This is a genomic window from Pseudomonas sp. TE3552 (assembly GCF_056278945.1).
This window is the reverse complement of sequence record NZ_JBWBQJ010000001.1, coordinates 4,759,814-4,782,981: the sequence shown is the minus strand read 5'-3', so window position 1 is coordinate 4,782,981 and position 23,168 is coordinate 4,759,814. Positions and strand designations below refer to the sequence as shown.

The window sequence follows — 23,168 nt, the reverse complement described above, 5'->3', positions numbered from 1 at the left end:
TTTGGGGTTGCTTCGCAGCCCAGCGGGAGCAAGCTCCCTCGCCACAGAGATTTATGCTAACTGACATGGATGTGTATTAAATTTATCCGACGAGCCCCAACCGGCTCGTCCAAATGACCGGGCGGTTCACCCCGCAGGTGCTGGATTCTCGAGGCGGGGAGGCGTATGCCTCCCCGGCTCGTTTTTGGAAACCACATGAAAATTCTGATCGTTGGGCCCAGTTGGGTCGGTGACATGGTGATGGCGCAGACACTTTTTCAGTGTCTCAAACAACGCCACCCGCAGTGCGAAATCGACGTGCTGGCCCCCGAGTGGAGCCGGCCGATCCTTGAACGCATGCCTGAAGTGCGTCAGGCCTTGAGCTTCCCGCTCGGCCACGGCGTGCTGGAGCTGGCGACGCGTCGGCGCATCGGCAAATCCCTGGCCGGTCAGTACGACCAGGCGATCCTGCTGCCCAATTCCCTGAAGTCGGCACTGGTGCCGTTTTTTGCCGGCATCCCGAAACGCACCGGCTGGCGCGGCGAGTTCCGCTACGGCCTGCTCAATGACGTGCGCACGCTCGACAAAGAGCGTTATCCGTTGATGATCGAGCGCTTCATGGCCCTGGCCTTTGAGCCTGGTATCGAGCTGCCGAAACCTTATCCACGACCTAGTCTGCAGATCGACTCGGTGACCCGCGACGATGCGCTGGCCAAGTTCGGTCTGGCCCTCGATCGTCCGGTGTTGGCGCTGTGCCCCGGCGCCGAGTTCGGCGAGTCCAAGCGCTGGCCGTCCGAGCACTACGCCAAGGTCGCCGAAGCGAAGATTCGTGAAGGCTGGCAGGTCTGGCTGTTCGGTTCGAAAAACGATCACGCGGTGGGCGAAGACATCCGTGCGCGACTGATTCCGGGTTTGCGTGAAGAGTCGGTGAACCTCAGTGGCGGCACTTCCCTGGCCGAGGCCATTGATCTGCTGTCCTGCGCCGATGCGGTGGTTTCCAACGACTCCGGCTTGATGCACGTGGCCGCCGCGCTGAACCGCCCATTGGTGGCGGTGTACGGCTCGACGTCGCCGGGCTTTACGCCGCCGCTGGCCGAGCACGTCGAGATCGTGCGCCTGGGTATCGAATGCAGTCCGTGCTTCGATCGCACCTGCCGTTTCGGTCATTACAATTGCTTGCGCCAGCTCATGCCAAAAGCGGTGAACGACGCCTTGCAGCGGTTGCTGGGCACTGTGGTCGAGGTCAAATAGTTTGCGGGTACTGTTGATCAAGACTTCTTCGCTGGGCGACGTGATTCACGCGTTGCCAGCGTTGACCGACGCGGCCCGGGCGATCCCCGGCATCACGTTCGACTGGGTGGTGGAAGAAGGCTTCGCCGAGATTCCGACCTGGCACCCGGCCGTGGGCAAGGTGATTCCGGTGGCGATCCGTCGCTGGCGCAAGAACATCTGGCAGACCATCAAGAGTGGCGAGTGGAAGCGCTTCAAGCAAAGCGTTCGCGCGACGAAATATGACTTGGTGATCGACGCTCAGGGCCTGCTGAAAAGCGCGTTGCTGACTCGCTATGCCAATGCTCCGGTGGCCGGGCTGGACAAAAACTCGGCCCGCGAACCCATCGCCGCGCGCTTCTATTCCCGACGTCTGGCCGTGGCTCGTGGGCAACACGCGGTAGAGCGAGTACGTCAGCTGTTCGCCGTGGCTCTGGGATATGACCTGCCCAAAGGCTTGGGCGACTATGGCCTGAACGTCGAACGGCTGGTGGAGTTGCCGCGCAAGAATCCATATGTAGTGTTTCTCCATGGCACCACCTGGGACACCAAGCACTGGCCCGAAGCCTACTGGCGCGAGTTGGCCGAGCGGGTGGGGTATCTCGGTGTGGCAGTGAAGCTGCCGTGGGGCAACCCGATCGAAAAGGCCCGCGCCGAGCGCATTGCCAAAGACATGAAGCACGTCGAAGTGCTGCCCAAGCTGAACCTGGCGGGTGTCGGCAAAGTCCTGGCCGGGGCGCAAGCCTGCGTGGCGGTGGACACCGGTCTCGGTCACCTGGCCGCAGCGCTGGACGTACCAACCCTGTCGTTGTTCGGCCCGACCAATCCGGGCCTGACCGGCGCGTACGGCAAGTCGCAGATCCACATGGCCAGCGATTTCCCCTGCGCGCCGTGCCTGCAAAAGAAATGCACCTATCAACCGACGGCCGATGATGCCCGTCGGTTCGATCTGAAACGCGAGTGGCCCTTGTGCTTCACGCGTCTGAATCCCGAGCGTGTCGCGAGCCGACTGAGCACGTTGTTACTGGCTGAGGAGCTGCGCTGATGCAATTGGCATTTGTCCTGTACAAGTATTTTCCGTTTGGTGGCTTACAGCGCGATTTCATGCGCATCGCCCTGGAATGTCAGCAGCGTGGTCACCAGATTCGTGTCTACACGCTGATCTGGGAAGGCGATATTCCGCCGGGTTTCGAAGTGCTGGTGGCGCCGGTCAAGGCGTTCTTCAATCATCGGCGCAACGAGAAACTTAGCGAGTGGATGGAGGCCGATCTGGCCAAGCGTCCGGTGGACCGCCTGATTGGTTTCAACAAAATGCCGGGCCTGGACGTTTACTACGCCGCCGACGGCTGCTTCGAAGACAAGGCGCAGAACCTGCGCAATTCGCTGTACCGTCGCTGGGGCCGCTACCGGCACTTCGCCGAGTACGAGCGCGCGGTGTTCGCCAAGGACGCCAAGACTGAAGTGCTGATGATTTCCGAAGTCCAGCAGCCGCTGTTCATCAAGCATTACGACACGCCGCTGGAACGCTTCCATTTGCTGCCACCGGGCATCTCTCAGGACCGTCGCGCGCCAGCCAATGCGGCTCAGATCCGGGCCGTATTCCGTCAAGAGTTCAACCTCAAGGATGACGATTTGCTGTTGGTGCAGATCGGTTCCGGATTCAAGACCAAGGGTGTGGACCGCAGCCTCAAGGCGCTAGCCGCGCTGCCCGCCGAGCTGAAAAAACGTACCCGTCTGTTTGTAATTGGCCAGGACGACCCCAAAGTATTCCAGTTGCAGAGCGCCACATTGGGCTTGGGCGACAACGTGACGTTCCTCAAGGGGCGCAGCGATATCCCGCGTTTCCTGCTCGGTGCCGATCTATTGATTCACCCGGCGTACAACGAAAACACCGGAACGGTATTGCTCGAAGCCCTGGTGGCCGGCTTGCCGGTGCTGGTGAGCGCGGTGTGTGGGTATGCCCATTACATCGCCGAGGCTGATGCGGGGCTGGTGCTGGATGAACCCTTCGAGCAAGCGCAACTGACTCAATACCTGACCGGCATGTTGAACGACGCCGATGCACGGGCGGCCTGGAGCCGCAACGGTCTGGCCTTCGCCGAGACCGCCGACCTCTACAGCATGCCGCAACACGCGGCCGATGTGATTCTGGCGGAGCACGCTTAATGAAGTTGATGCTGGCTGAACCGTTCAAGAGCCTCTGGGCCGGACGCGATCCGTTCGTCGAAGTCGAGGGCCTCAAGGGCGAGGTGTACCGCGAGCTTGAAGCGCGCCGGACACTGCGTACTGAAGTGGACGGCCACGGGTTCTTCGTGAAGATCCACCGGGGCATCGGCTGGGGCGAGATTTTCAAGAACCTGCTGACCGCCAAGCTGCCGGTGCTTGGCGCGGGTCAGGAATGGAAAGCCATCCAGCGCTTGCAAGAAGTCGGCGTACCGACCATGACCGCCGTCGCTTACGGCGAAAGAGGCAGCAACCCGGCGGACCAGCATTCGTTCATCGTTACAGAAGAGCTGGCGCCCACCGTCAGCCTTGAAGATTTCAGCATCGACTGGATCAAGCATCCGCCCGAGCCAAAGCTCAAGCGCGCCCTGATTGCCGAAGTCGCGCGCATGACCGGCATGATGCACCGCGCCGGGGTCAACCACCGCGACTGCTACATCTGCCACTTCCTGCTGCACACCGACAAACCGGTAACCTTTGATGATTTCAAGCTGTCGGTGATCGACCTGCACCGCGCCCAGACCCGTCCGGCAATCACCCGTCGCTGGCGCAACAAGGACCTGGCGGCGCTGTATTTTTCGGCGCTGGAGATTGGTCTGACCCGACGCGACAAACTGCGTTTCCTCAAGGGTTACTTCCAGCAGCCCCTGCGCCGGATTCTGGCGGAAGAAGCGGGACTGCTGGCATGGCTCGAAGGCAAGGCCAACAAGCTCTACGAGCGTAAACAGCGATATGGGGATGCGCTCTGATGTCGGGTTGGAAGCTGGAGCCTGCCTACAGCGATCTGGCCGAAGATTTCGGCAGTCTTGATGCAGTGTTTGCCCTCACGGGCGAGCAGCTGACTCACGATCCACTGTCCGAGGTCATTCGCGTCCAGCGCAATGGCGTCAACTATTACGTCAAACGTTATGTCGGCGCTGGCAAAGGCCTGCGCCGCTACCTGGGCAAACCCCGTGTGAAGGCCGAGTGGCAGAATCTCAAGCGTTTCGCCAAGTGGGGCATTCCCACCGCCGAAGTGGTGGCCTGGGGGCTGGAGCGCCACGGTGTGACGTACGCCCGTGGGGCGATGATCACGCGCGAGCTGCCGCATACTGAAGACTTGTCGGCCCTGGCTAACCGGCATGATCCGAAGCTGGCGGACCGCGCCTGGGTCGACACCATCAGTCGGCAGCTGGCGGGCTATACCCGAACCATGCACGACCGCCGTTTCACCCATAACGATTTGAAGTGGCGCAACCTGCTGATCGACGATGAGGCGCGGTTGTTTCTGATCGATTGCCCCAATGGTGATTTCTGGCGCGGCTTCTGGCTCAAGTACCGGATCACCAAGGATCTGGCCTGTCTCGACAAGGTCGCCAAGTATCATCTGTCGGCTACCCAGCGCCTGCGCTTCTACCTGCAATATTGTCAACATTCCCGGCTCGATGCCGCTGACAAGAAACGGATTCGGCACGTGGTGAGATTTTTCGAGGGGCGCGAATGACTGATTTTCTGGCTGCTGAGGACCGTGCGCTGCTTGAGCGTCATGGCCTCGGCACCTTCGATGCGCTGTGGGCCAAGCAACTCGACGCAGTGGATGAACCCAACACCGGCCGGGGTGGCTGGAGCAGTGTGTTTCGCCTGGATCTGGAAGGCCATGGCTACTACCTCAAGCGCCAGAGCAACTACCTGACGCGTACCTTGCATTCGCCCTTTGGCGAGCCGAGTTTTGCCCGTGAATTTCGCAACATCCGTCATTATCAGAAGCTAGGTATCCCGGCGCTTAAAGCGGCATTCTTTGGTGAGCGCAAGGTCGATGGCGAAGTCCGGGCGATTCTGCTGACCCGCGCGCTGGATGGCTGGGACGATCTGGATTCGCTGTTGCAGCGCTGGTCGGATTTGAGCGCGGCGCAGCACTCGGCCATTCTCAAGGCCTGCGGGCAGTTGGCGCGACGTCTGCACGACGTGCGGCAGGTGCACGGTTGCTTCTACCCCAAACACATTTTTCTCCAGGCCATCGACGACGGTTATCTGGCTCAGTTGATCGACCTGGAAAAAAACCGGCCGTTGCTGTTCGGTCAGCGTGATCGGATCAAGGACCTGGAACCGTTGCTGCGTCGGGCACCGGAATGGAGCGAAAGTCAGCTGCGCGAGTTGTTGGCGGTGTATCTGGATCAGCCGCTGAACAGTTCGCTGGTGAACAGTTGGGTATCGCGCCTGAGTACGCGGCGCGGTCACAAGGAGGCGCGTTGATGCGTTTGTCCGAACTGAAAAACGCCGGCCGCAGCCCAGACCTGCCGCTGAGCATTCCTCTGGCTGATGCTGCGGGACCTGCCGAGTTACAGCTGCTGAGTCTGCTGCGGGTGTTGCCGGGGCAGCGTTACGTTGGTGCTGGGGTCTGGCGTGGCCGGCCGGTGCTGGCCAAGTTGCTGGTCGGTGGCAAAGCGGCGCGGCATTTTCAGCGTGAACTGGATGGTGTGCGTTTGCTCGCCGCTCAGGGGCTGACCACACCGCTGCTATTGGCTGATGGCCTGAAAGACGGCGAGGGCGGCTGGCTTTTGTTCGATTTCCTTGAAGGCGCCGAAAGCCTGGGGGATGCCTGGAAACAGGTCGAACACTTGCCCGTGCTGGCGGATGAACAATCAGCGGTGCTGGCCGAGGCGCTGGGCGCCATCGGGCAATTGCACAGCAAAGGCCTATGGCAAGAAGACTTGCACCTGGACAATCTGCTGCGCCATGGCGGTCAGTTGTATTTGATCGATGGCGCCGGGATCTGTGTCGAAACGGCTGGCAAGCCACTGTCGCAGCAAAAGGTCCTGGAAAACCTCGGGGTGTTTTTCGCCCAGTTGCCTAAATCGCTGGAACCCTTCACCGAAGAGTTGTTGGTGTATTACCTCTTGAGCAACGGCGAGCATGCCTTGCCGATGGAAGCGTTGCAGAAGCAGATCGACAAGGTCCGTCGCTGGCGTTTGAAAGACTTCCTGATCAAGGTCGGTCGCGAATGCACACTGTTCAGCGTCCAGCGTGGAGCGTTCGGCTTGCGGGCGATTCGCCGTGAGGAAGAGGCCGCGATGCTGCCGGTGCTGGAGCAGGCCGATGCGTTGCTCGATCAGGGCCATCTGTACAAGACCGGCGGCGCGGCGAGCGTCGGCAAGGTCGACGTGGCCGGGCGCACGTTGGTGGTCAAGCGTTACAACATCAAGGGTTTTGCCCACTGGCTCAAGCGCTTCTGGCGCCCGAGCCGCGCCTGGCATTCCTGGTGTGAAGGTAATCGTCTGGCGTTTCTGGGCATCGCCACGCCAAAACCCCTGGCCGTGCTGGAAAAACGCTTTCTGTGGTTACGCAGTCGGGCGTACCTGGTGACCGAATACCTGTCGGGGCCGGACATCATCGAGCGGTTTGCGCCATACGTTGAGAGTGGGGATGCGCCAGAGGTTGAGTTGCAGGCCCTGGATCATCTGTTCGCCGAGCTGATTCGCGAGCGGATCAGTCATGGCGATTTCAAGGGCCATAACCTGTTCTGGCAGCAGGATCGCTGGGCGCTGATCGATCTGGATTCGATGTGTCAGCATGGTTCGCTCAGTAGCTTTGCCCCCGCGTATGCGCGGGACCGGGCGCGATTCATGCGCAACTGGCCCGAGAGCAGTGCGCTGTATCAGGTGATTGATCAGCGTCTGCCCAAGGAAGTTTCCAGCGCTGCCTGAATCGGGTCTTCGACCCTATCGCGGCATGGGTATCTACACATCTCTTGAGCTACAGAGATTCACTGCCGGGGCTTGCTGTTTTTGGAGTACATATCCGTTTCTGCGGTCACGGCCGCTGGCGGTTTCGCTCTTACAGCGAGTCACTTGGAAAAGCCCCAAGTAACCAAGGGCTCTTGCCCCGCCATTCGGTGCCTCGCTTAGGCTCGGCATTCCCTCAACTCCGGCATTGCTCCGGGGGCCCGCCGCCATCGGCCATCCATGGCCGGGGGCGGCTACCGCGGCATCCTTGCCGCGGTGCCCCCTGCGCAATACCTGCGTTCGGCCTCTGGGAAAGGGGCAGACAGATCAAGATCAAAAGCCAAAGCAACGGCAACGGCAAGATCAACAGCTTCGCGAGCAGGCCCCACAGTTTGACGGGGTACATCCGGGGAAGACTGGTCGGCTGACAGGCCGCCATCCATCGCCGCGATGCGACGAGCGACAAGCCAGCTCCCACAAAAAATCAGAGACATCCAAATCAGCGCGCTGTGCTTTTCACCACTCAACAGGCCGAGCGTTAGCCCGCCTGCAGCTTTTGATGTTGACGCGCCGCCCCCTCGAGAGGCCGAGTGCAGGTTCTGCGCAGTGGGCAACCCGGCATGGATGCCGGGTTAGCCGCGCACGGCCATGGATGGCCGATCGCGGCGGGCCCACGGAGCAGGACCGGAGCGAGGGCATGCCGAGCCTGGGCGAGGCACCGAATGGCGGGGCAAGAGCCCTTGGTTACTTGGGGCTTTTCCAAGTGACCCGCCGTAAGGGCGGAACCCTAAGTGGCCATTACCGCAGTAATGGATATGTACACCGAATCGGGAAGATGTGTAGATACCCATGCCTATCGCGGGCAAGCCCGCTCCCACAGGTTCAGTGGTGTATACAAGCTTTGTGTGCGGCGCGATCACTGTGGGGGAGGGCTTGCCCGCAAAGCTGGCACCTCGGTCATCCAGGGGATTGAGGCGCGGCAAATAGCGCTGAGTCATTCCCGCCATGTTTACGCTATAATCCCGCCCTTTAGCTGTCTCTCGCCCCTTGCGAGGGCACATTAATTTTTGAGGCGCATTGCGCCTGCATGCAGACTAAAGAGGCTAGACCCCTGTGGCATTGACGATTCTTGGCCTGTCCGGCGCCCTTAGCCATGATCCTTCCGCAGCCCTGTATATCGACGGCAAGCTGGTCGCGGCGGCTGAAGAAGAGCGTTTCGTGCGCGATAAACATGCAAAGAACCGCATGCCTTACGAATCGGCGAAGTTCTGCCTCGAGCAGGCTGGCATCAAGCCGTCCGACGTTGATGTGGTGGCGATTCCATTCGCGCCGATCAGCCTGTTCGGCAAGGCTCGCTGGCACTATGCCAAGCGTTACTGGTACGCCCCGGACCGCGCCCTCGACGCGATCCTGATGGGCAACCGTCGCTACAAGCGCTATCGCAACAAGATTGTCTGGTGCCTCGAGCAACTGGGCTTCGATCCAAAGAAAATCAAGATCGAGCCGGTCGAGCACCACCTGGCCCACGCCTCCAGCGCCTACCATTGCTCCGGTTTCAAAGAAAAAACCGCAATCCTGGGGATCGACGGAAAGGGTGAGTACGCAACGACCTTCTTCGGTTATGGCGAAAATGGCAAGATCCACAAGATCAAGGAATTCTTCGATCCGGACTCCCTCGGCGGCCTGTATGGCGCGATCACCGAGTTCCTCGGTTTCGAGATGCTCGACGGTGAGTTCAAGGTCATGGGCATGGCGCCGTACGGCGATGCCAGCAAATACGATTTCTCGCGTCTGGCCTCGTTCGAGAATGGCGAGTTGGTGATCAACACCGACTACGCCAACGTCATCGGCCTGCGTCGTTATAAAGAGAAGGGCAAGGGTTTCTACTTCTCGCCGAAGCTGATCGAGTGGCTGGGTCCGAAACGCGAAGGCGACATCGCCGACGAGCCCTACATTCACTACGCCGCAAGCATGCAAGCGCTGTTCGAGAAACTGGCGCTGCAGATGATCGACCATTACCTGGGCGATGTACTCAAGGAAACCGGCAAGCTGGCCTTCGCCGGCGGCTGTGCGTTGAACGTCAAGCTGAATCAGAAAATCATTGCCCGCGATGACATCAAAGAGCTGTTCGTTCAGCCTGCGTCCGGTGATGCCGGTACCGCGGTCGGCGCTGCAGCTTACGTGTCCCACGCCCGTGGTGTACCGGTCGAGAAGATGGAACATGTCTACCTCGGCCCGTCCTATAGCAACGAAGACGTACTCGCGGCCTGTGCCCGTCACCCAAGCAAGCCTGTGTGGCGCAAGCTTGAGAACATGCCTGAAAGCATCGCCAAGATCATGGTCGACGGCAATCCGGTGGCCTGGTTCCAGGGCCGCATGGAATTCGGTCCACGCGCCTTGGGCGGTCGTTCGATCATCGGTTGCCCGAGTGCGACCGGCGTGGCTGACCGGATCAACCATCAGATCAAGTTCCGCGAGCGCTGGAGGCCTTTCTGCCCGTCGATGCTCGACACCGTTGCGCCACAGATGATCAAGATCGATCACCCGGCACCGTTCATGACCTTCACCTTCGAAGTGGCTGAAGAGTGGAAGACCCGCGTACCGGAAGTCGTCCATGAAGACGGCACGTCCCGGGCCCAGGTGCTCAAGCGCGAATACAACCCGCGCTACTACGACATGATGAAGGCGCTGGAAGTGCTGACCGGCAACGGTGTGTCGCTGAACACTTCGCTCAACCGTCGTGGCGAGCCGATGATCTGTTCGCCGACCGACGCCCTCAACATGTTCTTCGGTTCCGACCTGCAATACTTGATCATGGAAGACATTCTGGTGGTCAAAGAAGGCGCGGACGCTTATGACACGCTCGGCTGAACGCCATGTGCTGCAGTTCTGCCACGGCTATGACGGGCCGTTCCTGGACTGCGCCCGGCAGTACGCCAGCCTGTTCGCGGGGACCGGTTATCGAGTGACCACGGTGTTTCTGACCGGGGCCGCGGATGCCGAAGTCGCCGCGAACTGCGCATCCGATGAAGTGTTGTTCATGGAATACAGCTCCAAGGCCATTCGTGGTCTGAAGCTGGGCGCCATCGGTGATCTGCGCAAGATCGCCGCGTCGCGCAATTTCAGTTTCTGTATTGCTCACCGTTTCAAACCGATCTACATCGCCTTGCTCGGCACCTCGTTGCCGGTCATTGGCGTGCATCACGCGTTTGGCGATTACCAGCGCGGTACCCGCAAGCTGTTCGCGCATATTTTCCGCAAGCGCCTGAGTCTGCTCGGTGTGTCCGATGCAGTGCGTGATGACATGCGCCGTTGCTTGCCGAAATGGCCGGTCGAGCGGATTCAGACGCTTTATAACCGGATTGATGTACAGGCGTTGCAGACCAGTCAGGTGTCGGTCCGTGAGGCACGGGAAACCCTGGGTCTGTCGATGGATGCCTGGATTGTCGGCAACGTCGGGCGCCTGCATCCGGACAAGGATCAGGCCACGCTGCTGCACGGTTTTGCCGCGGCATTGCCGGGGTTGCCGGCCAACAGTCAGTTGGTGATCCTTGGCAGCGGTCGGCTGGAACAGGACCTCAAGGCGATGGCGCGCGAACTGGGTATCGGCGATCGCGTGCTGTTCCTCGGCCAGGTGCCAGAGGCGCGTCGATACTTCCGCGCTTTCGATGTGTTTACCCTGAGTTCCGATCACGAACCGTTCGGCATGGTATTGCTGGAAGCCATGGCGGCCGGTGTGCCGTTGCTCGCCACCGCGTGCGGTGGGGCCAGGGAAGTGGTCGAAGGCGTAGGCATTCTGTTTCCGCTGGGCGATGCCGAACACCTGGCTCAAGGGCTGCAACATCTGGCCGCGATGGATGAGCAGCAACGCCGCCAGTGCGCCGAGCTGATGTTCGACCGCTTGCGTGAACGCTTCTCCGATCGCGCGGTGCGCGACGCTTTCTGGCGTTTGCCGCACGTCACCGAACTGGCACCGAGGGGCTGATGCTCAACCGATTTCAAGGCTGGCGCGAACGTGGCTGGACGCAAGTCGACGCCTCGACTTATGCACAGGCCTGGCAACGCTTTGGCGGCAGCGTCGCGACTCATCCCATGGTGGTCGAGCGTCTGGCACAGTTGGCCGACATCCCGGTGCGCTATCTGGCCTGGGAACAGAACGGCGAAGTGAAAGCCGCCATCCCGACCTGGGGGCGCGACCTGGCGCTGTCCAAGGTCGCGCTCAAGCGCAGTGGCAAAAAAGGCCTGTTCGACCTCGGCAATGCCGAGCTGATCCTGCCGGCTGCCGCCGATGCCCAGGCCCCCCTGCGTCATCGCGGGCGTTACCTGTCGGCGCTGAGCGAAGGCCGTTTCACCGGCATCAAGTTGCAGGCCGAACAACTGGCATTGGCCCGGACGCCTGAAGAACTCTCGAAAAAATTTCGCTACAACCAGCGCCGCGAGTTGCGCCTGCTGGAAGAGGCGGGCGGTGTGGTGCGACCGGTTACCGAGTTTTCCAGCAGTGAACTGGCGGCGATTTATTGCGACCTGTTCCAGCGTCGCTGGGGCTTTGCGGCTACCGGTGCCGAGCGCATGGGCGAGGTGATCGAGTTGTTGCGCGAGTTGCTGATCGGCTCGGTGATTTTCCTCAACGATGCACCGATTGCGACTCAACTGGTGTACCGCGTCGAGGCGCCGGAATGGATCAGCGTCGAATACGTCAACGGCGGTGTCGATCCCGAGACCCGCGAATTCAGCCCCGGCAGCGTGCTGAGTTTCCTCAACACCCAAAGCGCCTGGGAGCACGCCCGCGCATTGGATAAGCCCCTGCGATTTTCCTTTGGTCGGACCGACCGCGAATACAAAGACCGCTGGTGCAATTCTGTGCCGGTCTTCACCGTATGAGCCAACCCGTGAACCGTAAACAGCAACTGCTCAAGCGCCATCGGCGCAACAAACGCATTGGCCTGTTGATCGCGCTGATGCTGTTGGTCGCCATAGGCGTGCTGGTGGCCTGGTGGCTGCCGCTGGTGCTTGCGGTGCTGGGCTGGATCGCCCATGAGGCGTGGTTCGCCGACCATTTGTTTTATTCACCCAAAGACGATTATCAGTACAGCTTCCCGCCGTACACGCCGCAGCCAAAAATTCACCTGGACGGTGAGCGACTGCGGCTCGACGAGAGCGTCATGCTGGTCGATGACGCTACCTTGGTGCTGGCGCTGCGGGTGAAAAGCACCTGGCTGGGGCGCTTTATCGATCCGGTGGTCGAGTTGGCGGGGGGCGATAATTCCGATCGGCAAACCTTCGAGCGCGGTGTGAATGGCCTGCGTTACCTCAATCTCAGCGGTCAGGCGCAGGTGCTGTCGCAAGGCGAGCTACGTTTGCGCGGGCGTTTCTGTCGATTGCTCGGTGAGCCCGTACTCTGGGCGTTCGAGCAACCGGACTACCGCCGTCAGCGAGTGATGGTCATTGCGCCCCACGCCGACGATGCTGAATTGGCTGCTTACGGTTTGTACAGCCAAGCCGATGAAGCCTGGATCGTCACCCTGACGGCGGGCGAGATCGAAGCTGAACATTATCAACAGTTGGGCCTGAACAAGGTCGAGGCGGCTCGCCTCAAGGGCCGTTTACGCGCCTGGGACAGCATCGCTGTGCCGCGCTGGGCCGGGGTGCCCGAGGCCCATTGCGTGCAGTTGGGGTATTTTTGTCTGCAACTGGCAGCAATGCAGGCCGCGCCGGCCACGTCGGTGGGTTCGCGGGAAGCGGATTTGAGCGACACGCGATTGTTCCGTCAGTTGAATCCATTTGTCCTGCCGGGTGACATCGACGGCGTGCCGAGCTGGAATAATCTGCTGGCCGATCTGCGTGAATTGCTGCTGCGGGCGCGTCCGGAGGTGATCGTATTGCCGCACCCGACCCTCGATCCGCACCCCGATCACATCTGTGCCCAGGAAGCGGTCCTCGAAGCGTTGAAGGGGCTGGAATGGCAGCCGACCACCGTGCTTGGCTATGCCAATCATCTGCACGACAATGATCGTTGGCCTATGGGCGATGCGAGTCATGGCATCGCCCTGCCGCCGGCATTCGATTCGGCAACGCCGATGCAGCCTTGCTGCCTGTCAATTGATTTGGAGTGCCAGCGTGATAAAGCGATGGCGTTGGGCATGATGCACGACCTGCAACCGCCCATACCGTTCAAGCGCCGTTTGCGACGGTTGATACAGTGGCTGTTGGCCAGTAGAGTGCCGTCCGTCTATGGAGAGAACGATTTCTTTCGTAAAGCGGTCAGGCGTCACGAGTTGTTCTGGGTTCTGAAGCATGATGAAACATCTGTAAAGCAGAAATGAAGCATCACGCGGCCTAGCATGGTCGCGCATTTAAGCAGCAGTGAGTATTTCTGTGATCAATCCACGCCCGCGTATTCTTTTCCTGATCCCGTACTTCGGTCATTGGCCGTTCTGGATGCCGTTTTTCCTCGAGAGTTGCCGACGCAACTCCGATATCGACTGGTTGCTGTTCAGTGACTGCGGTACGCCCGAAAATCTGCCGCCCAATGTAACTGTCGAGGCTATGAGCTTCAGTGAGTACTGCGCGCTGGTGTCGCAACGGCTGAATATCGACTTTGCGCCTGAGGCGGCGTACAAGCTCTGCGACATCAAGCCGGCTCTGGGACATATCCATGTCGACCGCCTGCAAGGCTATGATTTCTGGGCGTTCGGGGATATCGATCTGGTGTACGGTGACCTGCGAAGTTATTTCACCTCTGCTCGGCTGGCCAGTTATGACCTTTTCTCCACCCATGAGCGGCGAGTGGCGGGGCATCTTTGCCTGATGCGTAATACTGCGCGCAAGCGTGAGTTGTTCATGCAGATCAAGGACTGGCAAAAGCGATTTACCGATCAGGCGCATCACGCGCTGGATGAGGGCGCATTCAGTCGAATCTTCCTCTGGCGCAAAAATTTTCCCGAGCCGTTGTTCTCCCTGGTGGGCAAGTTCAATCCCTGGCGTCGCCGCAGCGAGTTCACCGAGGCGTTCAGCACCCCGGGTGGCTGCATCAAATGGCACGACGGCACGGATGATTTTCCGCATCACTGGTATTGGCGCGATGGCTGTTTGAGCAATGATCGCGATGGCGATCGCCGGTTTCCGTACTTTCACTTCGTCTGCTGGAAACGCAACGAATGGTCACGGTTGCCTCCACCCGATCCGGCCGAGGTCAAGCGCATCGCCGCCGAACCGGCCTGGGTCATCGATGCGACTGGTTTTCACCGGGGAGAGTTATGAGTCAACGGTCAAAGGTTCTGCAATTGCAGCCTGACTACAACGTCAAAGCCCATGATTTTGCCGACCTCGCAGAGCAAATCGTCAAGGCCTTGCCGAGCGATCGCTATGAAGTGACCGCGGCGTTCCTGCGCGGCAAGCCCGGGGCAGGCGAGGCGGTGAGCCGCGCTGACCGTTCGGTGTATTTCGAGTTTTCCGACAAGTCCCTCAAGGGCATGCGCCTGCGCGCCATGTGGCAGCTGTACAAACTCTGCCGCAAAGAAAAATTCGATGTGGTGATTTGCAACCGCTTCAAACCGGTGAACATGATGCTGGCGCTCAATCGCTGGTTGAAAGTGCCGTTGTGCATCGGCATCTCCCATGGTTTTGGCGAGTACGACCGGTTTTACCGGCGCCGCCAGACTCAGCGCCTGATCAGTCGCCATTGGCGCTTCGTCGGTGTGTCGCCGGCGGTCAAACAGTACTTGCTCGATTGTGACTGCGGCTTTACCGACCAGAATACCTACGCCATCACCAACGCCATCGACATCGAGCAGGCTGAAGGTTTGCAGCACAGTCGAGAGCATGCTCGCGAGCTGCTGGGCATCGACCCGTCGGTGCGTTTGATCGGCGCATTGGGGCGGCTGGTGCCGGTCAAGGGCCACACCTATCTGTTGCAGGCTTTTGCCGCGCTCAAGGACAAATACCCTGACACCCAACTGGCAATCATCGGGGCGGGGCGGGAAGAGTCGCGCCTGGCCGCCGAGATCGAGCGCCTGGGGTTGACCGGCCGCGCGCATTTGCTGGGTTTCAAGGAAAACGCCTTGCAGTATGTTCGGGCGTTCGACATCTGGACCATGCCATCGCTGGCTGAAGGCCTGGGGCTGGCATTGCTCGAGGGCATGAGCGGGCACCTGCCGGTAATCGCCTCGAACGTACCGGCCATGTTGCCGCTGATTCAGGGCGCGGGCGGTCTGGCGATCACCCCGGCGGACGTGCCGACGCTGGTCGCGGCGCTGGATAACTACCTGGGGCTGTCGGACGACGAGCTCAAGGCCAAGGGCGAACAGGCCTACCGTTATCTTCAGGAGCAACATGACATCGAGGTGTTCCGCCAGGAGTACCTGAACCTGATCGACTCCGGCTTGAGTCAAGCCCGCAAGGAACAACCATGAGCGACGCGCAACCCCTCGTCACGGTCATCATCGCGTCGTACAACCACGGTCGCTATATCGAGGAAAGCATTCTCAGCGTCCTCAACCAGACCTACAAAAATATCGAGTTGCTGGTCATCGATGACGGCTCCAGCGATGACAGTGTCGAGCGGATCAATGCCTTGCAGGCGCAGCACGGTTTCGATTTCCGGGTCCAGCAGAACCAGGGGCTGACCAACACCCTCAACGGCGCCATTGCGCGCTCAAAGGGCAGTTTGATCGTGCCGTTCGGGTCCGATGACATCATGCTGCCGGAGCGCATCGCCACTCAGGTGGCATATATGGATGGCAAGCCCGAGGTCGGGATCTGTGCGGGCAACATCGAACTGATCGACGCCGACGGCAATCTCTATCCGGAGAAACGTCAGCGTCGTGATGTACCGTTCCGTCGTCTGGATTTCGATGACATGTTCCTGGAGCGCAAACCCTACCCGCCGGCACCGACCCTGATGATCCGCCGCGAAGCGCTGGACAAGGTGGGTGGCTTCGATCCGAACATTCGGCTGGAGGACTTGTTGATCGAGTTGAAGGTGACCCGCGCCGGTTACTACATCGATGGCCTGAATGTGCTGATGGCGCGCTATCGCAAGCACGCCACCAACTCTTACAAGAATCATCGCTTCATGATTGACAACATCCTGCGCTCCTACGCGCTGTTCAGTGATCATCCGCTGTATGACGAGGTACGTTACAAGTTCCTCAGCTCGATGTTCCTGAAAGCCTCCAATCGTGATCACAAACTGGCGCGGGAGCTGCTGGCGCAAATACCGTTCAAGGCCTGGAACAAGAAGACCTGGCGCGGTCTGGGCCGGCTATATTTCTCGCCGCTGGAAAAAGACTGATTCAGTCTTGAGGCGTACTTCGTAGCAACTGGCGAAGCCTGCGCCAGCTGCTACATAGCCTTATCAAGCCTCAGCGAGTGATCTTCTCGGTGGAAGGTTGGTGGATGGTTTGGCTGATCAATGAACCCGTGCCGGGTGTCCTCCGGCCAGCACTTGCCTGTGCAGACTATCGACCGCGGATTTCGACGCTGCTGCGGCGTATCCCTGGAGTAGCGCGTCAAAGTGGTCTTCGAACAACCAGCGTCGGTCCTCGTTATAACGCTGCATATGACGCAGATTGCGCTGTCGCAGGGACAGGCTCAGCGACGAAGGATAGATGCGCATGTCCGCCAGGTCGATCAGGCCAAACTCACCGTCGTTCAGTACTAATACGTTGCCCAGATGCAGGGAGCGGAAATAGACGCCTTGCTCATGCAACTGCGCCATGAACTTGCCAAAACGCTCTACCAGCGCCTGACGCACAGCGGGGGCGGTGATGCCTTGAAGCACCTGGCGCAAGGTGCTGCCCGGCAGTGGCGAATAGTGCACGGCACTGCTGCCGTCATTGAGTCGGTACAGATCCAGAATTGGTGGAGTCGGGATTCCCTTGTTGCGCAATTGCTCGCTGTTGACGGCAAAACGTTCGGAGTAGGGGTTGAAGCTGCCCGAGGTGTACCAGCGGCGGCGGCGGAACAGCTTGAGGAAGCTGCTATCGACCAGGCGCAGGACTTTGGGGCCAAGCCCGTCTTCTTCGATCACCTGGGCATTGGCGGTCAGCTGTTGTAAGGCCGTCGGCGTCAACGTCTTGACTGGCATCGCCAACAGGCGCCTGGCTCGCCGGTTGATGCTCAGCGCGGCGATCAGTGCCAGTGGAATCCACAGCAGTAACCAGTGTTCCTTGGGCCGAGAGATGATCCCGCCGCCTTCGGTCAGGCCTGCCCCGATGCCGAATACCAGCCAGGTCGAGGCGATGATGAACAGCGGTTGCAGGCGGTTCCGCCAGCTGCTCAGCAAACCCCAGATCTGGAAAAACAACCATGGCAGCAGGCCGAAGATGCCGACGTAGTAAAGCACGCCCAAGGCGAAGCTATGAGGCTCCTGCAAGGTGTAACCAATACCCGGGTCGAGGGTCAGGCTGGCGTTGTAGCCATGACCTATCCACGGGTGCTCGGCAATTTTTTGCAGGGCCAACTGCCAGATTTCGAAGCGATAAGAGTCGCCGCGTTCGATGACCATCTTTGAAAACAGTATGGCAATCGCCGCGCTGCTGATAAGCAAGGCCCCTATCAATACGAAAGAACGGCGGTTCCAGCAAATGAAGCTCAGCCAAAGGGCGGCCAGTGTCAACGCAACCAATGGCGTTCTGGACCCGGTAGCGATCACTGCGGCGAACATGATTAGCATCGCCGGAATGCTCAGCCAGAGCATCTGGCGACGCTTGCAGGTCATGCTCAGGCTCAGCCAGTAGGTACAAAAGAAACCGAATACATGGGAACTGAGCAGCGGATTGTCGAATGCGCCGCCCCCGATCAGGCGCATGCCCGGCTCATAGATGCGGGCAAACATGAACAAGTTGTAGACCGAAGCGATCAGCCCGACCATTGCGGCACTGAATAGAAGCGGCTGGACGATCTCGCTGCGGTAGCGCACCAGCAGGTAGCAGCCGGTGACCAGCATCAGGGTATGCAAGGCGGGCTTGGACTGACCCAGGACGCTCACCTCCATCGGCGGCCCCCAGCTCAGGCTGAGCAATGCCCAGGCGGCGAACAGCAGCATCGCGACGAAGATCGGTTCGCGCAGCAGTTCCTTGAATTCACGGGGGCGCAGGCACAGGGCGATCAGCGATGGAATGCTGAACAGGCCATAAAAAAGTTTGTGATACAGACTGCGGCCCGGCAGAAAGAACAGCGCACACAGGAGCAGAAAATAGCCGAGTGGAAGAATCCAGAGGCAAATGAAATCGAAGACTCGATTGGACGTGCTGTTGAAACCACTGAGTTGCATGCTGAGAGATTCAATCCTGAAGTTGATCGGCCATTTCGGGATGATGGCTATTTGGCGCTGAATATGACGCCTAACAATAACAGCCTTTATGCGATTGCCAGAACCCCGCAGAAGCTGTGCTAAAGTCAGCGTCCTTTTTATCGACATTCGCGTGATATGACCGACTCCAGTCTCGCTGCAAGCCCATCGAGCTTGAAAATCTACTTCCGCCTGCTCGGCTATGTCCGGCCGTACATCAGTCTGTTCCTGATCAGCATTGTCGGTTTCCTGATTTTCGCTTCGACTCAGCCAATGCTCGGCTACGTCCTCAAGTACTTCGTCGACGGCCTGTCCAACCCCGAAGCCGTGCTGTTTCCAGGCGTACCGTTCCTGCGGGACCTGCAACTGCTGCAGGCGGTACCCTTGCTGATCATCCTGATTGCCGCGTGGCAGGGGTTGGGATCTTATCTGGGCAACTACTTCCTGGCCAAGGTTTCCCTCGGGCTGGTTCACGACTTGCGTGTGCAGTTGTTCAACAACCTGCTTGTCTTGCCCAACCGCTACTTCGACAAGCATAACTCGGGTCATCTGATTTCGCGCATCACCTTCAACGTGACCATGGTCACGGGGGCGGCTACAGATGCGATCAAGGTCGTAATCCGAGAAGGCATGACGGTGATCTTCCTGTTTGCCTCGCTGCTGTACATGAACTGGCGCCTGACGCTGGTCATGGTTGCGATTCTGCCGTTGATCGCCTTGATGGTGCGTACCGCCAGCAAAAAATTCCGCAAACAGAGCAAGAAGATCCAGGCCGCCATGGGTGACGTGACCCATGTGGCTTCGGAAACCATCCAGGGCTATCGCGTGGTGCGCAGCTTCGGCGGCGAGGTCTACGAAGAGAAACGCTTCTTTAATGCCAGCCAGGGCAATACCGACAAGCAACTGCGCATGACCCGTACCGGCGCCATCTATACGCCATTGTTGCAACTGGTGATCTACAGCGCCATGGCGGTGCTGATGTTCCTGGTGCTGTTCCTGCGCGGTGATGCATCCGCCGGTGATATGGTGGCCTACATCACCCTGGCGGGCTTGCTGCCCAAGCCGATCCGTCAATTGTCGGAAGTCAGTTCGACCATCCAGAAAGGTGTGGCCGGCGCCGAGAGCATCTTCGAGCAACTGGACGTCGAGCCCGAAGTCGATACCGGTACCATCGAACGCGATGCTGTCAGCGGTCGGCTGGATGTGCGTCACTTGAGCTTCACTTATCCGGGTACCGATCGCCAGGTACTCGATGACATCAGTTTCTCGGTCGAACCGGGGCAAATGGTGGCGTTGGTGGGGCGTTCGGGCAGTGGCAAGTCGACCCTGGCCAACCTGATTCCGCGCTTCTATCACCATGACAAGGGCGAGATTCTTATCGATGGCGTTGAAGTGGAGCAGTACAAACTGCTGAACCTGCGCAGACACATCGCCCAGGTAACGCAGCATGTGACACTGTTCAGCGACACAGTGGCCAACAACATTGCTTATGGCGATCTGGCGGGTGCACCCCGCGAAGACATCGAGAAAGCCGCAAGCGACGCTTACGCGATGGACTTCATCGCGCAATTGCCCGAAGGCCTGGACACCCAGGTCGGCGAGAACGGCGTACTGCTGTCCGGCGGTCAGCGTCAGCGTCTGGCAATTGCCCGGGCCTTGTTGAAGAACGCGCCGTTATTGATCCTCGACGAAGCTACTTCAGCCCTCGATACCGAGTCCGAGCGGCATATTCAGGCCGCTCTGGATCAGGTCATGAAAGGCCGGACTACCCTGGTGATTGCTCACAGGTTGTCGACGATCGAGAAGGCTGACCTGATTCTGGTCATGGATCAGGGCCGGATCGTCGAGCGTGGCACCCATGCCGAGCTTCTTGCGAAAAATGGCTACTACGCTCGCCTGAATGCCATGGGCCTCGACGCCCCGGCTGAAGATATTGCCTGACCGCGCCGCGAGGGTGGGCCCAGCCACCCTCGCACTCCCCCGGCGTGCAACGCGTCCGGTGGCTTTGATCCAGGCCGTTACGTGTCTTCACCAGGCCGGAATAGATCCTGCCAGCATTTTTTGATCAATAAATGAACAGAAAACTCCGCTGTTTCATCCGGTTGCAGCCATCGCGCAAGCCAGCGGCAACCCTGTGCTAATATCGCGCCCCTGTTCATTTTGTATGTGGGTTGCTCCATGAAGTTGTCCATGCCGCGATTCGATCAAGCCCCTGTCTTGGTGGTCGGTGATGTCATGCTCGACCGTTACTGGCATGGTGGTACCTCACGGATCTCCCCTGAGGCGCCGGTACCGGTGGTCAAGGTCGAGCAAATCGAAGACCGCCCGGGCGGTGCCGCCAACGTTGCCCTGAACATTGCCGCGCTCGGTGCGCCGGCGTCGCTGGTCGGCGTGACCGGCGACGACGAAGCGGCCGATAGCCTGGTCAATAGCCTCAAGGGTGCTGGCGTGCGGGCGTTGTTCCAGCGCATCGCGCACCAGCCGACCATCGTCAAGCTGCGGGTCATGAGCCGTCACCAGCAATTACTCCGTATCGACTTCGAAGAACCCTTCGCAACCGACGCCCTGGCGTTGGGCGAGCAAGTCGACGAATTGCTCGAAGGTATCAAGGTGCTGGTGCTGTCCGACTACGGTAAAGGTGCGCTGAAAAACCATCAGGTGCTGATCCAGGCCGCCCGTGCCCGTGGCATTCCAGTGCTGGCCGATCCCAAGGGCAAGGATTTCTCGATTTACCGTGGCGCAAGCCTGATCACCCCGAACCTCAGCGAATTCGAAACCATCGTCGGCGGTTGCGCCGATGAGCACGAGCTGGTCAGCAAGGGCGCGCAGCTGATGCACGACCTTGATCTCGGCGCGTTGCTGGTGACCCGTGGCGAGCACGGCATGACGTTGTTGCGCCCGGATCATCCGGCGTTGCACCTGCCGGCCCGTGCCCGTGAAGTGTTCGACGTGACCGGTGCCGGTGACACGGTGATTTCTACCTTGGCGGCCGCGATCGCCGCTGGTGAAGAACTGCCCCACGCGGTGGCTCTGGCCAACCTGGCGGCGGGCATCGTCGTCGGCAAGCTCGGCACGGCAGCCATCAGCGCACCGGAACTGCGTCGCGCGATCCAGCGCGAAGAGGGCTCGGAACGCGGTGTCTTGGGGCTGGAGCAGTTGTTGCTTGCAGTCGACGATGCTCGTGCGCACAAAGAAAAGATCGTCTTCACCAACGGCTGCTTCGACATCTTGCATGCCGGCCACGTGACCTACCTCGAGCAGGCGCGGGCCCAGGGCGATCGTCTGATCGTGGCGGTCAACGACGATGCGTCGGTGAGTCGCTTGAAAGGGCCAGGTCGTCCGATCAACAGCGTCGACCGTCGCATGGCGGTACTGGCGGGGTTGGGTGCCGTGGATTGGGTGATCAGCTTCCCTGAAGGCACGCCGGAAAACCTGCTGCGCGAGGTCAAGCCGGACGTGCTGGTCAAGGGCGGGGATTATGGAATCGACCAAGTGGTTGGCGCGGACATCGTGACCGCTTACGGCGGGACCGTGAAAGTTCTGGGGCTGGTGGAAAACAGCTCGACAACAGCAATTGTCGAGAAGATCCGTAGCCGTTAATGAGATGGACTTTTTCGCCTTGCCCTGTGTGGATGTTCCATAAGGATAATATTCGTCCCTCCGTTAATATCGGCAGGTAAGAACCCAATGCGCCTAGCTGCTTTTGCCCCGCGGTAAATTAATATATGAAAGTCATGCTTCTGGTGATGGACGAGCAACGAGTCATTCTGGATCGTCTGTATGAGATCGTGCAGCAGAACTGCGAGGATTGTGTCGTCTATCGCCTGAGCAAAAAACAGCAGATGAACCTCGGTCCGTTCCTTGCCTCGGTTAATTACCAGGGCTTCGACCGGGTCGTGATTTTCTCCAGGGTCAAGCGCCTCGTACGACAACTGCGCGTTCTGAAGTGTATTCCCGGGCTGATTTTTCTTGAGCATGACGCCTATCAAAACTACATGCCTGACAGTAAGTACCGGCGAGTATATTCACGCCTGTATAGCCGTCTGCCGAGTTCTCGCGTACTGGTATCCGGGGCTGTTGTTGCACGTCGGATGAAAGCCGAGAATATTGACGCCGTATTCGTTTCCAAGGGATACGACGAACAAATGCTGCGGAACATGGGCGGTGTTCGAGATATTCCCGTCGGTTTTCTGGGGAGTTTGAAAAGCTCCGAGTATGCACAGCGCAAAGCACTCCTCGAATCGCTATCTCAGCGCACTGGAATGTTGGTGACCCGCACCCAGTCCGGCGCCGAGTATCTGGAAATGCTCAATCGCATCAAGATTTTTGTCAGCGCTGACATCGGCATGAACGAGTTCATGATCAAGAACTTTGAAGCGATGGCGTGTGGCTGTGTGCTGCTGGCCTGGAGTCAGGGGGAAGAAGACGAGCTACTGGGTTTTCGGGATATGCACAACACGGTGTTCTATCGTTCTGAAGACGAGGCCGTGGAAAAGCTCAAGTTGCTTCAGAGCGACCCGTTGCTGACAGCTCGTATCGCCAGTAACGGACAGGCATTCGCGCAGAGCCAGTATTCCTTTGCCCGGGTGGGGCGTACGCTCGCTGCCGAGATACAGCGTGAGATGCGCCCCTGGCAACCACCATCGTCGTTCATTCGCCTGTGGGTAAAGTTACGTCATGGAATGAAGGTCCCGGGGTAGACG

The 23,168-nt window shown here is 59.5% G+C and carries 18 protein-coding genes; 17 read left to right on the top strand and 1 reads right to left on the bottom strand.

Going from position 1 to position 23,168, the window contains the following annotated elements; all coding sequences use genetic code 11:
• Positions 1–195: 195 nt before the first annotated feature.
• The 14 genes from waaF to ACZ9BB_RS21560 all read left to right on the top strand — a co-directional run bounded on the left by waaF (position 196) and on the right by ACZ9BB_RS21560 (position 16,464).
• Positions 196–1,230: a lipopolysaccharide heptosyltransferase II gene (gene waaF / locus ACZ9BB_RS21625; RefSeq protein ID WP_476216068.1), complete on the top strand. Its 1,035-nt coding sequence runs from the start codon at positions 196–198 to the stop codon at positions 1,228–1,230.
• A 1-nt stretch (position 1,231) separates the two neighbouring features.
• Positions 1,232–2,293 carry a lipopolysaccharide heptosyltransferase I gene (waaC, locus tag ACZ9BB_RS21620; protein ID WP_476216067.1) on the top strand — a complete coding sequence of 354 codons (1,062 nt, stop codon included), beginning with the start codon at positions 1,232–1,234 and terminating at the stop codon, positions 2,291–2,293.
• Complete coding sequence (locus tag ACZ9BB_RS21615; RefSeq protein ID WP_476216065.1) at positions 2,293–3,414, top strand: glycosyltransferase family 4 protein; 1,122 nt, start codon at positions 2,293–2,295, stop codon at positions 3,412–3,414. Before waaC ends, ACZ9BB_RS21615 begins: the two co-directional genes overlap by 1 nt.
• Positions 3,414–4,220 carry a lipopolysaccharide core heptose(I) kinase RfaP gene (rfaP, locus tag ACZ9BB_RS21610; protein WP_476216064.1) on the top strand — a complete coding sequence of 269 codons (807 nt, stop codon included), beginning with the start codon at positions 3,414–3,416 and terminating at the stop codon, positions 4,218–4,220. The genes ACZ9BB_RS21615 and rfaP overlap by 1 nt, the downstream gene beginning before the upstream one ends.
• Entirely contained in the window at positions 4,220–4,954 is a 735-nt protein-coding gene (locus tag ACZ9BB_RS21605; RefSeq protein WP_476216062.1) for a lipopolysaccharide kinase InaA family protein, read from the top strand. The genes rfaP and ACZ9BB_RS21605 overlap by 1 nt, the downstream gene beginning before the upstream one ends.
• On the top strand, positions 4,951–5,703 hold the full coding sequence (locus ACZ9BB_RS21600) for a lipopolysaccharide kinase InaA family protein (protein ID WP_476216060.1): 753 nt from the start codon (positions 4,951–4,953) through the stop codon (positions 5,701–5,703). Before ACZ9BB_RS21605 ends, ACZ9BB_RS21600 begins: the two co-directional genes overlap by 4 nt.
• Positions 5,703–7,154: a lipopolysaccharide kinase InaA family protein gene (locus tag ACZ9BB_RS21595; protein WP_476216058.1), complete on the top strand. Its 1,452-nt coding sequence runs from the start codon at positions 5,703–5,705 to the stop codon at positions 7,152–7,154. Before ACZ9BB_RS21600 ends, ACZ9BB_RS21595 begins: the two co-directional genes overlap by 1 nt.
• Positions 7,155–8,285: 1,131 nt before the next feature.
• Positions 8,286–10,043 (top strand): carbamoyltransferase family protein, encoded by a 1,758-nt coding sequence (locus ACZ9BB_RS21590; RefSeq protein ID WP_476216056.1) that lies wholly within the window; start codon positions 8,286–8,288, stop codon positions 10,041–10,043.
• Positions 10,027–11,157, top strand: coding sequence for a glycosyltransferase (locus tag ACZ9BB_RS21585; protein ID WP_476216054.1), 1,131 nt, complete (start codon positions 10,027–10,029; stop codon positions 11,155–11,157). Before ACZ9BB_RS21590 ends, ACZ9BB_RS21585 begins: the two co-directional genes overlap by 17 nt.
• Entirely contained in the window at positions 11,157–12,053 is an 897-nt protein-coding gene (locus ACZ9BB_RS21580; protein ID WP_476216052.1) for an antimicrobial resistance protein Mig-14, read from the top strand. The genes ACZ9BB_RS21585 and ACZ9BB_RS21580 overlap by 1 nt, the downstream gene beginning before the upstream one ends.
• Before the next feature lie 8 nt (positions 12,054–12,061).
• Complete coding sequence (locus ACZ9BB_RS21575) at positions 12,062–13,495, top strand: PIG-L deacetylase family protein (RefSeq protein ID WP_476218374.1); 1,434 nt, start codon at positions 12,062–12,064, stop codon at positions 13,493–13,495.
• Positions 13,496–13,547: 52 nt separating this feature from the next.
• Positions 13,548–14,432: a DUF6625 family protein gene (locus tag ACZ9BB_RS21570; protein ID WP_476216050.1), complete on the top strand. Its 885-nt coding sequence runs from the start codon at positions 13,548–13,550 to the stop codon at positions 14,430–14,432.
• On the top strand, positions 14,429–15,583 hold the full coding sequence (locus tag ACZ9BB_RS21565) for a glycosyltransferase family 4 protein (RefSeq protein ID WP_476216049.1): 1,155 nt from the start codon (positions 14,429–14,431) through the stop codon (positions 15,581–15,583). The genes ACZ9BB_RS21570 and ACZ9BB_RS21565 overlap by 4 nt, the downstream gene beginning before the upstream one ends.
• Entirely contained in the window at positions 15,580–16,464 is an 885-nt protein-coding gene (locus ACZ9BB_RS21560) for a glycosyltransferase (RefSeq protein WP_476216047.1), read from the top strand. The genes ACZ9BB_RS21565 and ACZ9BB_RS21560 overlap by 4 nt, the downstream gene beginning before the upstream one ends.
• 117 nt (positions 16,465–16,581) lie before the next feature.
• Here the strand turns inward: ACZ9BB_RS21560 and ACZ9BB_RS21555 are convergent, their stop codons facing one another.
• Positions 16,582–18,447: an O-antigen ligase family protein gene (locus ACZ9BB_RS21555; RefSeq protein ID WP_476216046.1), complete on the bottom strand. Its 1,866-nt coding sequence runs from the start codon at positions 18,445–18,447 to the stop codon at positions 16,582–16,584.
• 156 nt (positions 18,448–18,603) lie between these two features.
• Between ACZ9BB_RS21555 and msbA the strand changes: the two genes are divergently transcribed.
• The 3 genes from msbA (at position 18,604) to ACZ9BB_RS21540 (ending at position 23,165) form a co-directional block, all read left to right on the top strand.
• The gene (gene msbA, locus ACZ9BB_RS21550; protein ID WP_476216044.1) at positions 18,604–20,406 is read left to right on the top strand and encodes a lipid A export permease/ATP-binding protein MsbA; all 1,803 of its coding nucleotides are present in this window, start codon (positions 18,604–18,606) and stop codon (positions 20,404–20,406) included.
• 237 nt (positions 20,407–20,643) lie between these two features.
• Positions 20,644–22,065: a bifunctional D-glycero-beta-D-manno-heptose-7-phosphate kinase/D-glycero-beta-D-manno-heptose 1-phosphate adenylyltransferase HldE gene (gene hldE, locus ACZ9BB_RS21545; protein ID WP_476216042.1), complete on the top strand. Its 1,422-nt coding sequence runs from the start codon at positions 20,644–20,646 to the stop codon at positions 22,063–22,065.
• A gap of 125 nt (positions 22,066–22,190) precedes the next feature.
• Positions 22,191–23,165: a glycosyltransferase gene (locus ACZ9BB_RS21540; protein WP_476216041.1), complete on the top strand. Its 975-nt coding sequence runs from the start codon at positions 22,191–22,193 to the stop codon at positions 23,163–23,165.
• Positions 23,166–23,168: the final 3 nt, after the last annotated feature.

Bases quoted from the DNA above. Each gene is read 5' to 3' on its own strand.
- ACZ9BB_RS21565 (WP_476216049.1), top strand. From the start codon at position 14,429: ATGAGTCAACGGTCAAAGGTTCTGCAATTGCAGCCTGACTACAACGTC.
- waaF (WP_476216068.1), top strand. From the start codon at position 196: ATGAAAATTCTGATCGTTGGGCCCAGTTGGGTCGGTGACATGGTGATG.
- ACZ9BB_RS21555 (WP_476216046.1), bottom strand. From the start codon at position 18,447: ATGCAACTCAGTGGTTTCAACAGCACGTCCAATCGAGTCTTCGATTTC.
- ACZ9BB_RS21585 (WP_476216054.1), top strand. From the start codon at position 10,027: ATGACACGCTCGGCTGAACGCCATGTGCTGCAGTTCTGCCACGGCTAT.
- rfaP (WP_476216064.1), top strand. From the start codon at position 3,414: ATGAAGTTGATGCTGGCTGAACCGTTCAAGAGCCTCTGGGCCGGACGC.
- ACZ9BB_RS21595 (WP_476216058.1), top strand. From the start codon at position 5,703: ATGCGTTTGTCCGAACTGAAAAACGCCGGCCGCAGCCCAGACCTGCCG.
- ACZ9BB_RS21600 (WP_476216060.1), top strand. From the start codon at position 4,951: ATGACTGATTTTCTGGCTGCTGAGGACCGTGCGCTGCTTGAGCGTCAT.
- ACZ9BB_RS21615 (WP_476216065.1), top strand. From the start codon at position 2,293: ATGCAATTGGCATTTGTCCTGTACAAGTATTTTCCGTTTGGTGGCTTA.
- ACZ9BB_RS21605 (WP_476216062.1), top strand. From the start codon at position 4,220: ATGTCGGGTTGGAAGCTGGAGCCTGCCTACAGCGATCTGGCCGAAGAT.
- ACZ9BB_RS21560 (WP_476216047.1), top strand. From the start codon at position 15,580: ATGAGCGACGCGCAACCCCTCGTCACGGTCATCATCGCGTCGTACAAC.
- msbA (WP_476216044.1), top strand. From the start codon at position 18,604: ATGACCGACTCCAGTCTCGCTGCAAGCCCATCGAGCTTGAAAATCTAC.
- hldE (WP_476216042.1), top strand. From the start codon at position 20,644: ATGAAGTTGTCCATGCCGCGATTCGATCAAGCCCCTGTCTTGGTGGTC.
- ACZ9BB_RS21580 (WP_476216052.1), top strand. From the start codon at position 11,157: ATGCTCAACCGATTTCAAGGCTGGCGCGAACGTGGCTGGACGCAAGTC.
- ACZ9BB_RS21540 (WP_476216041.1), top strand. From the start codon at position 22,191: ATGAAAGTCATGCTTCTGGTGATGGACGAGCAACGAGTCATTCTGGAT.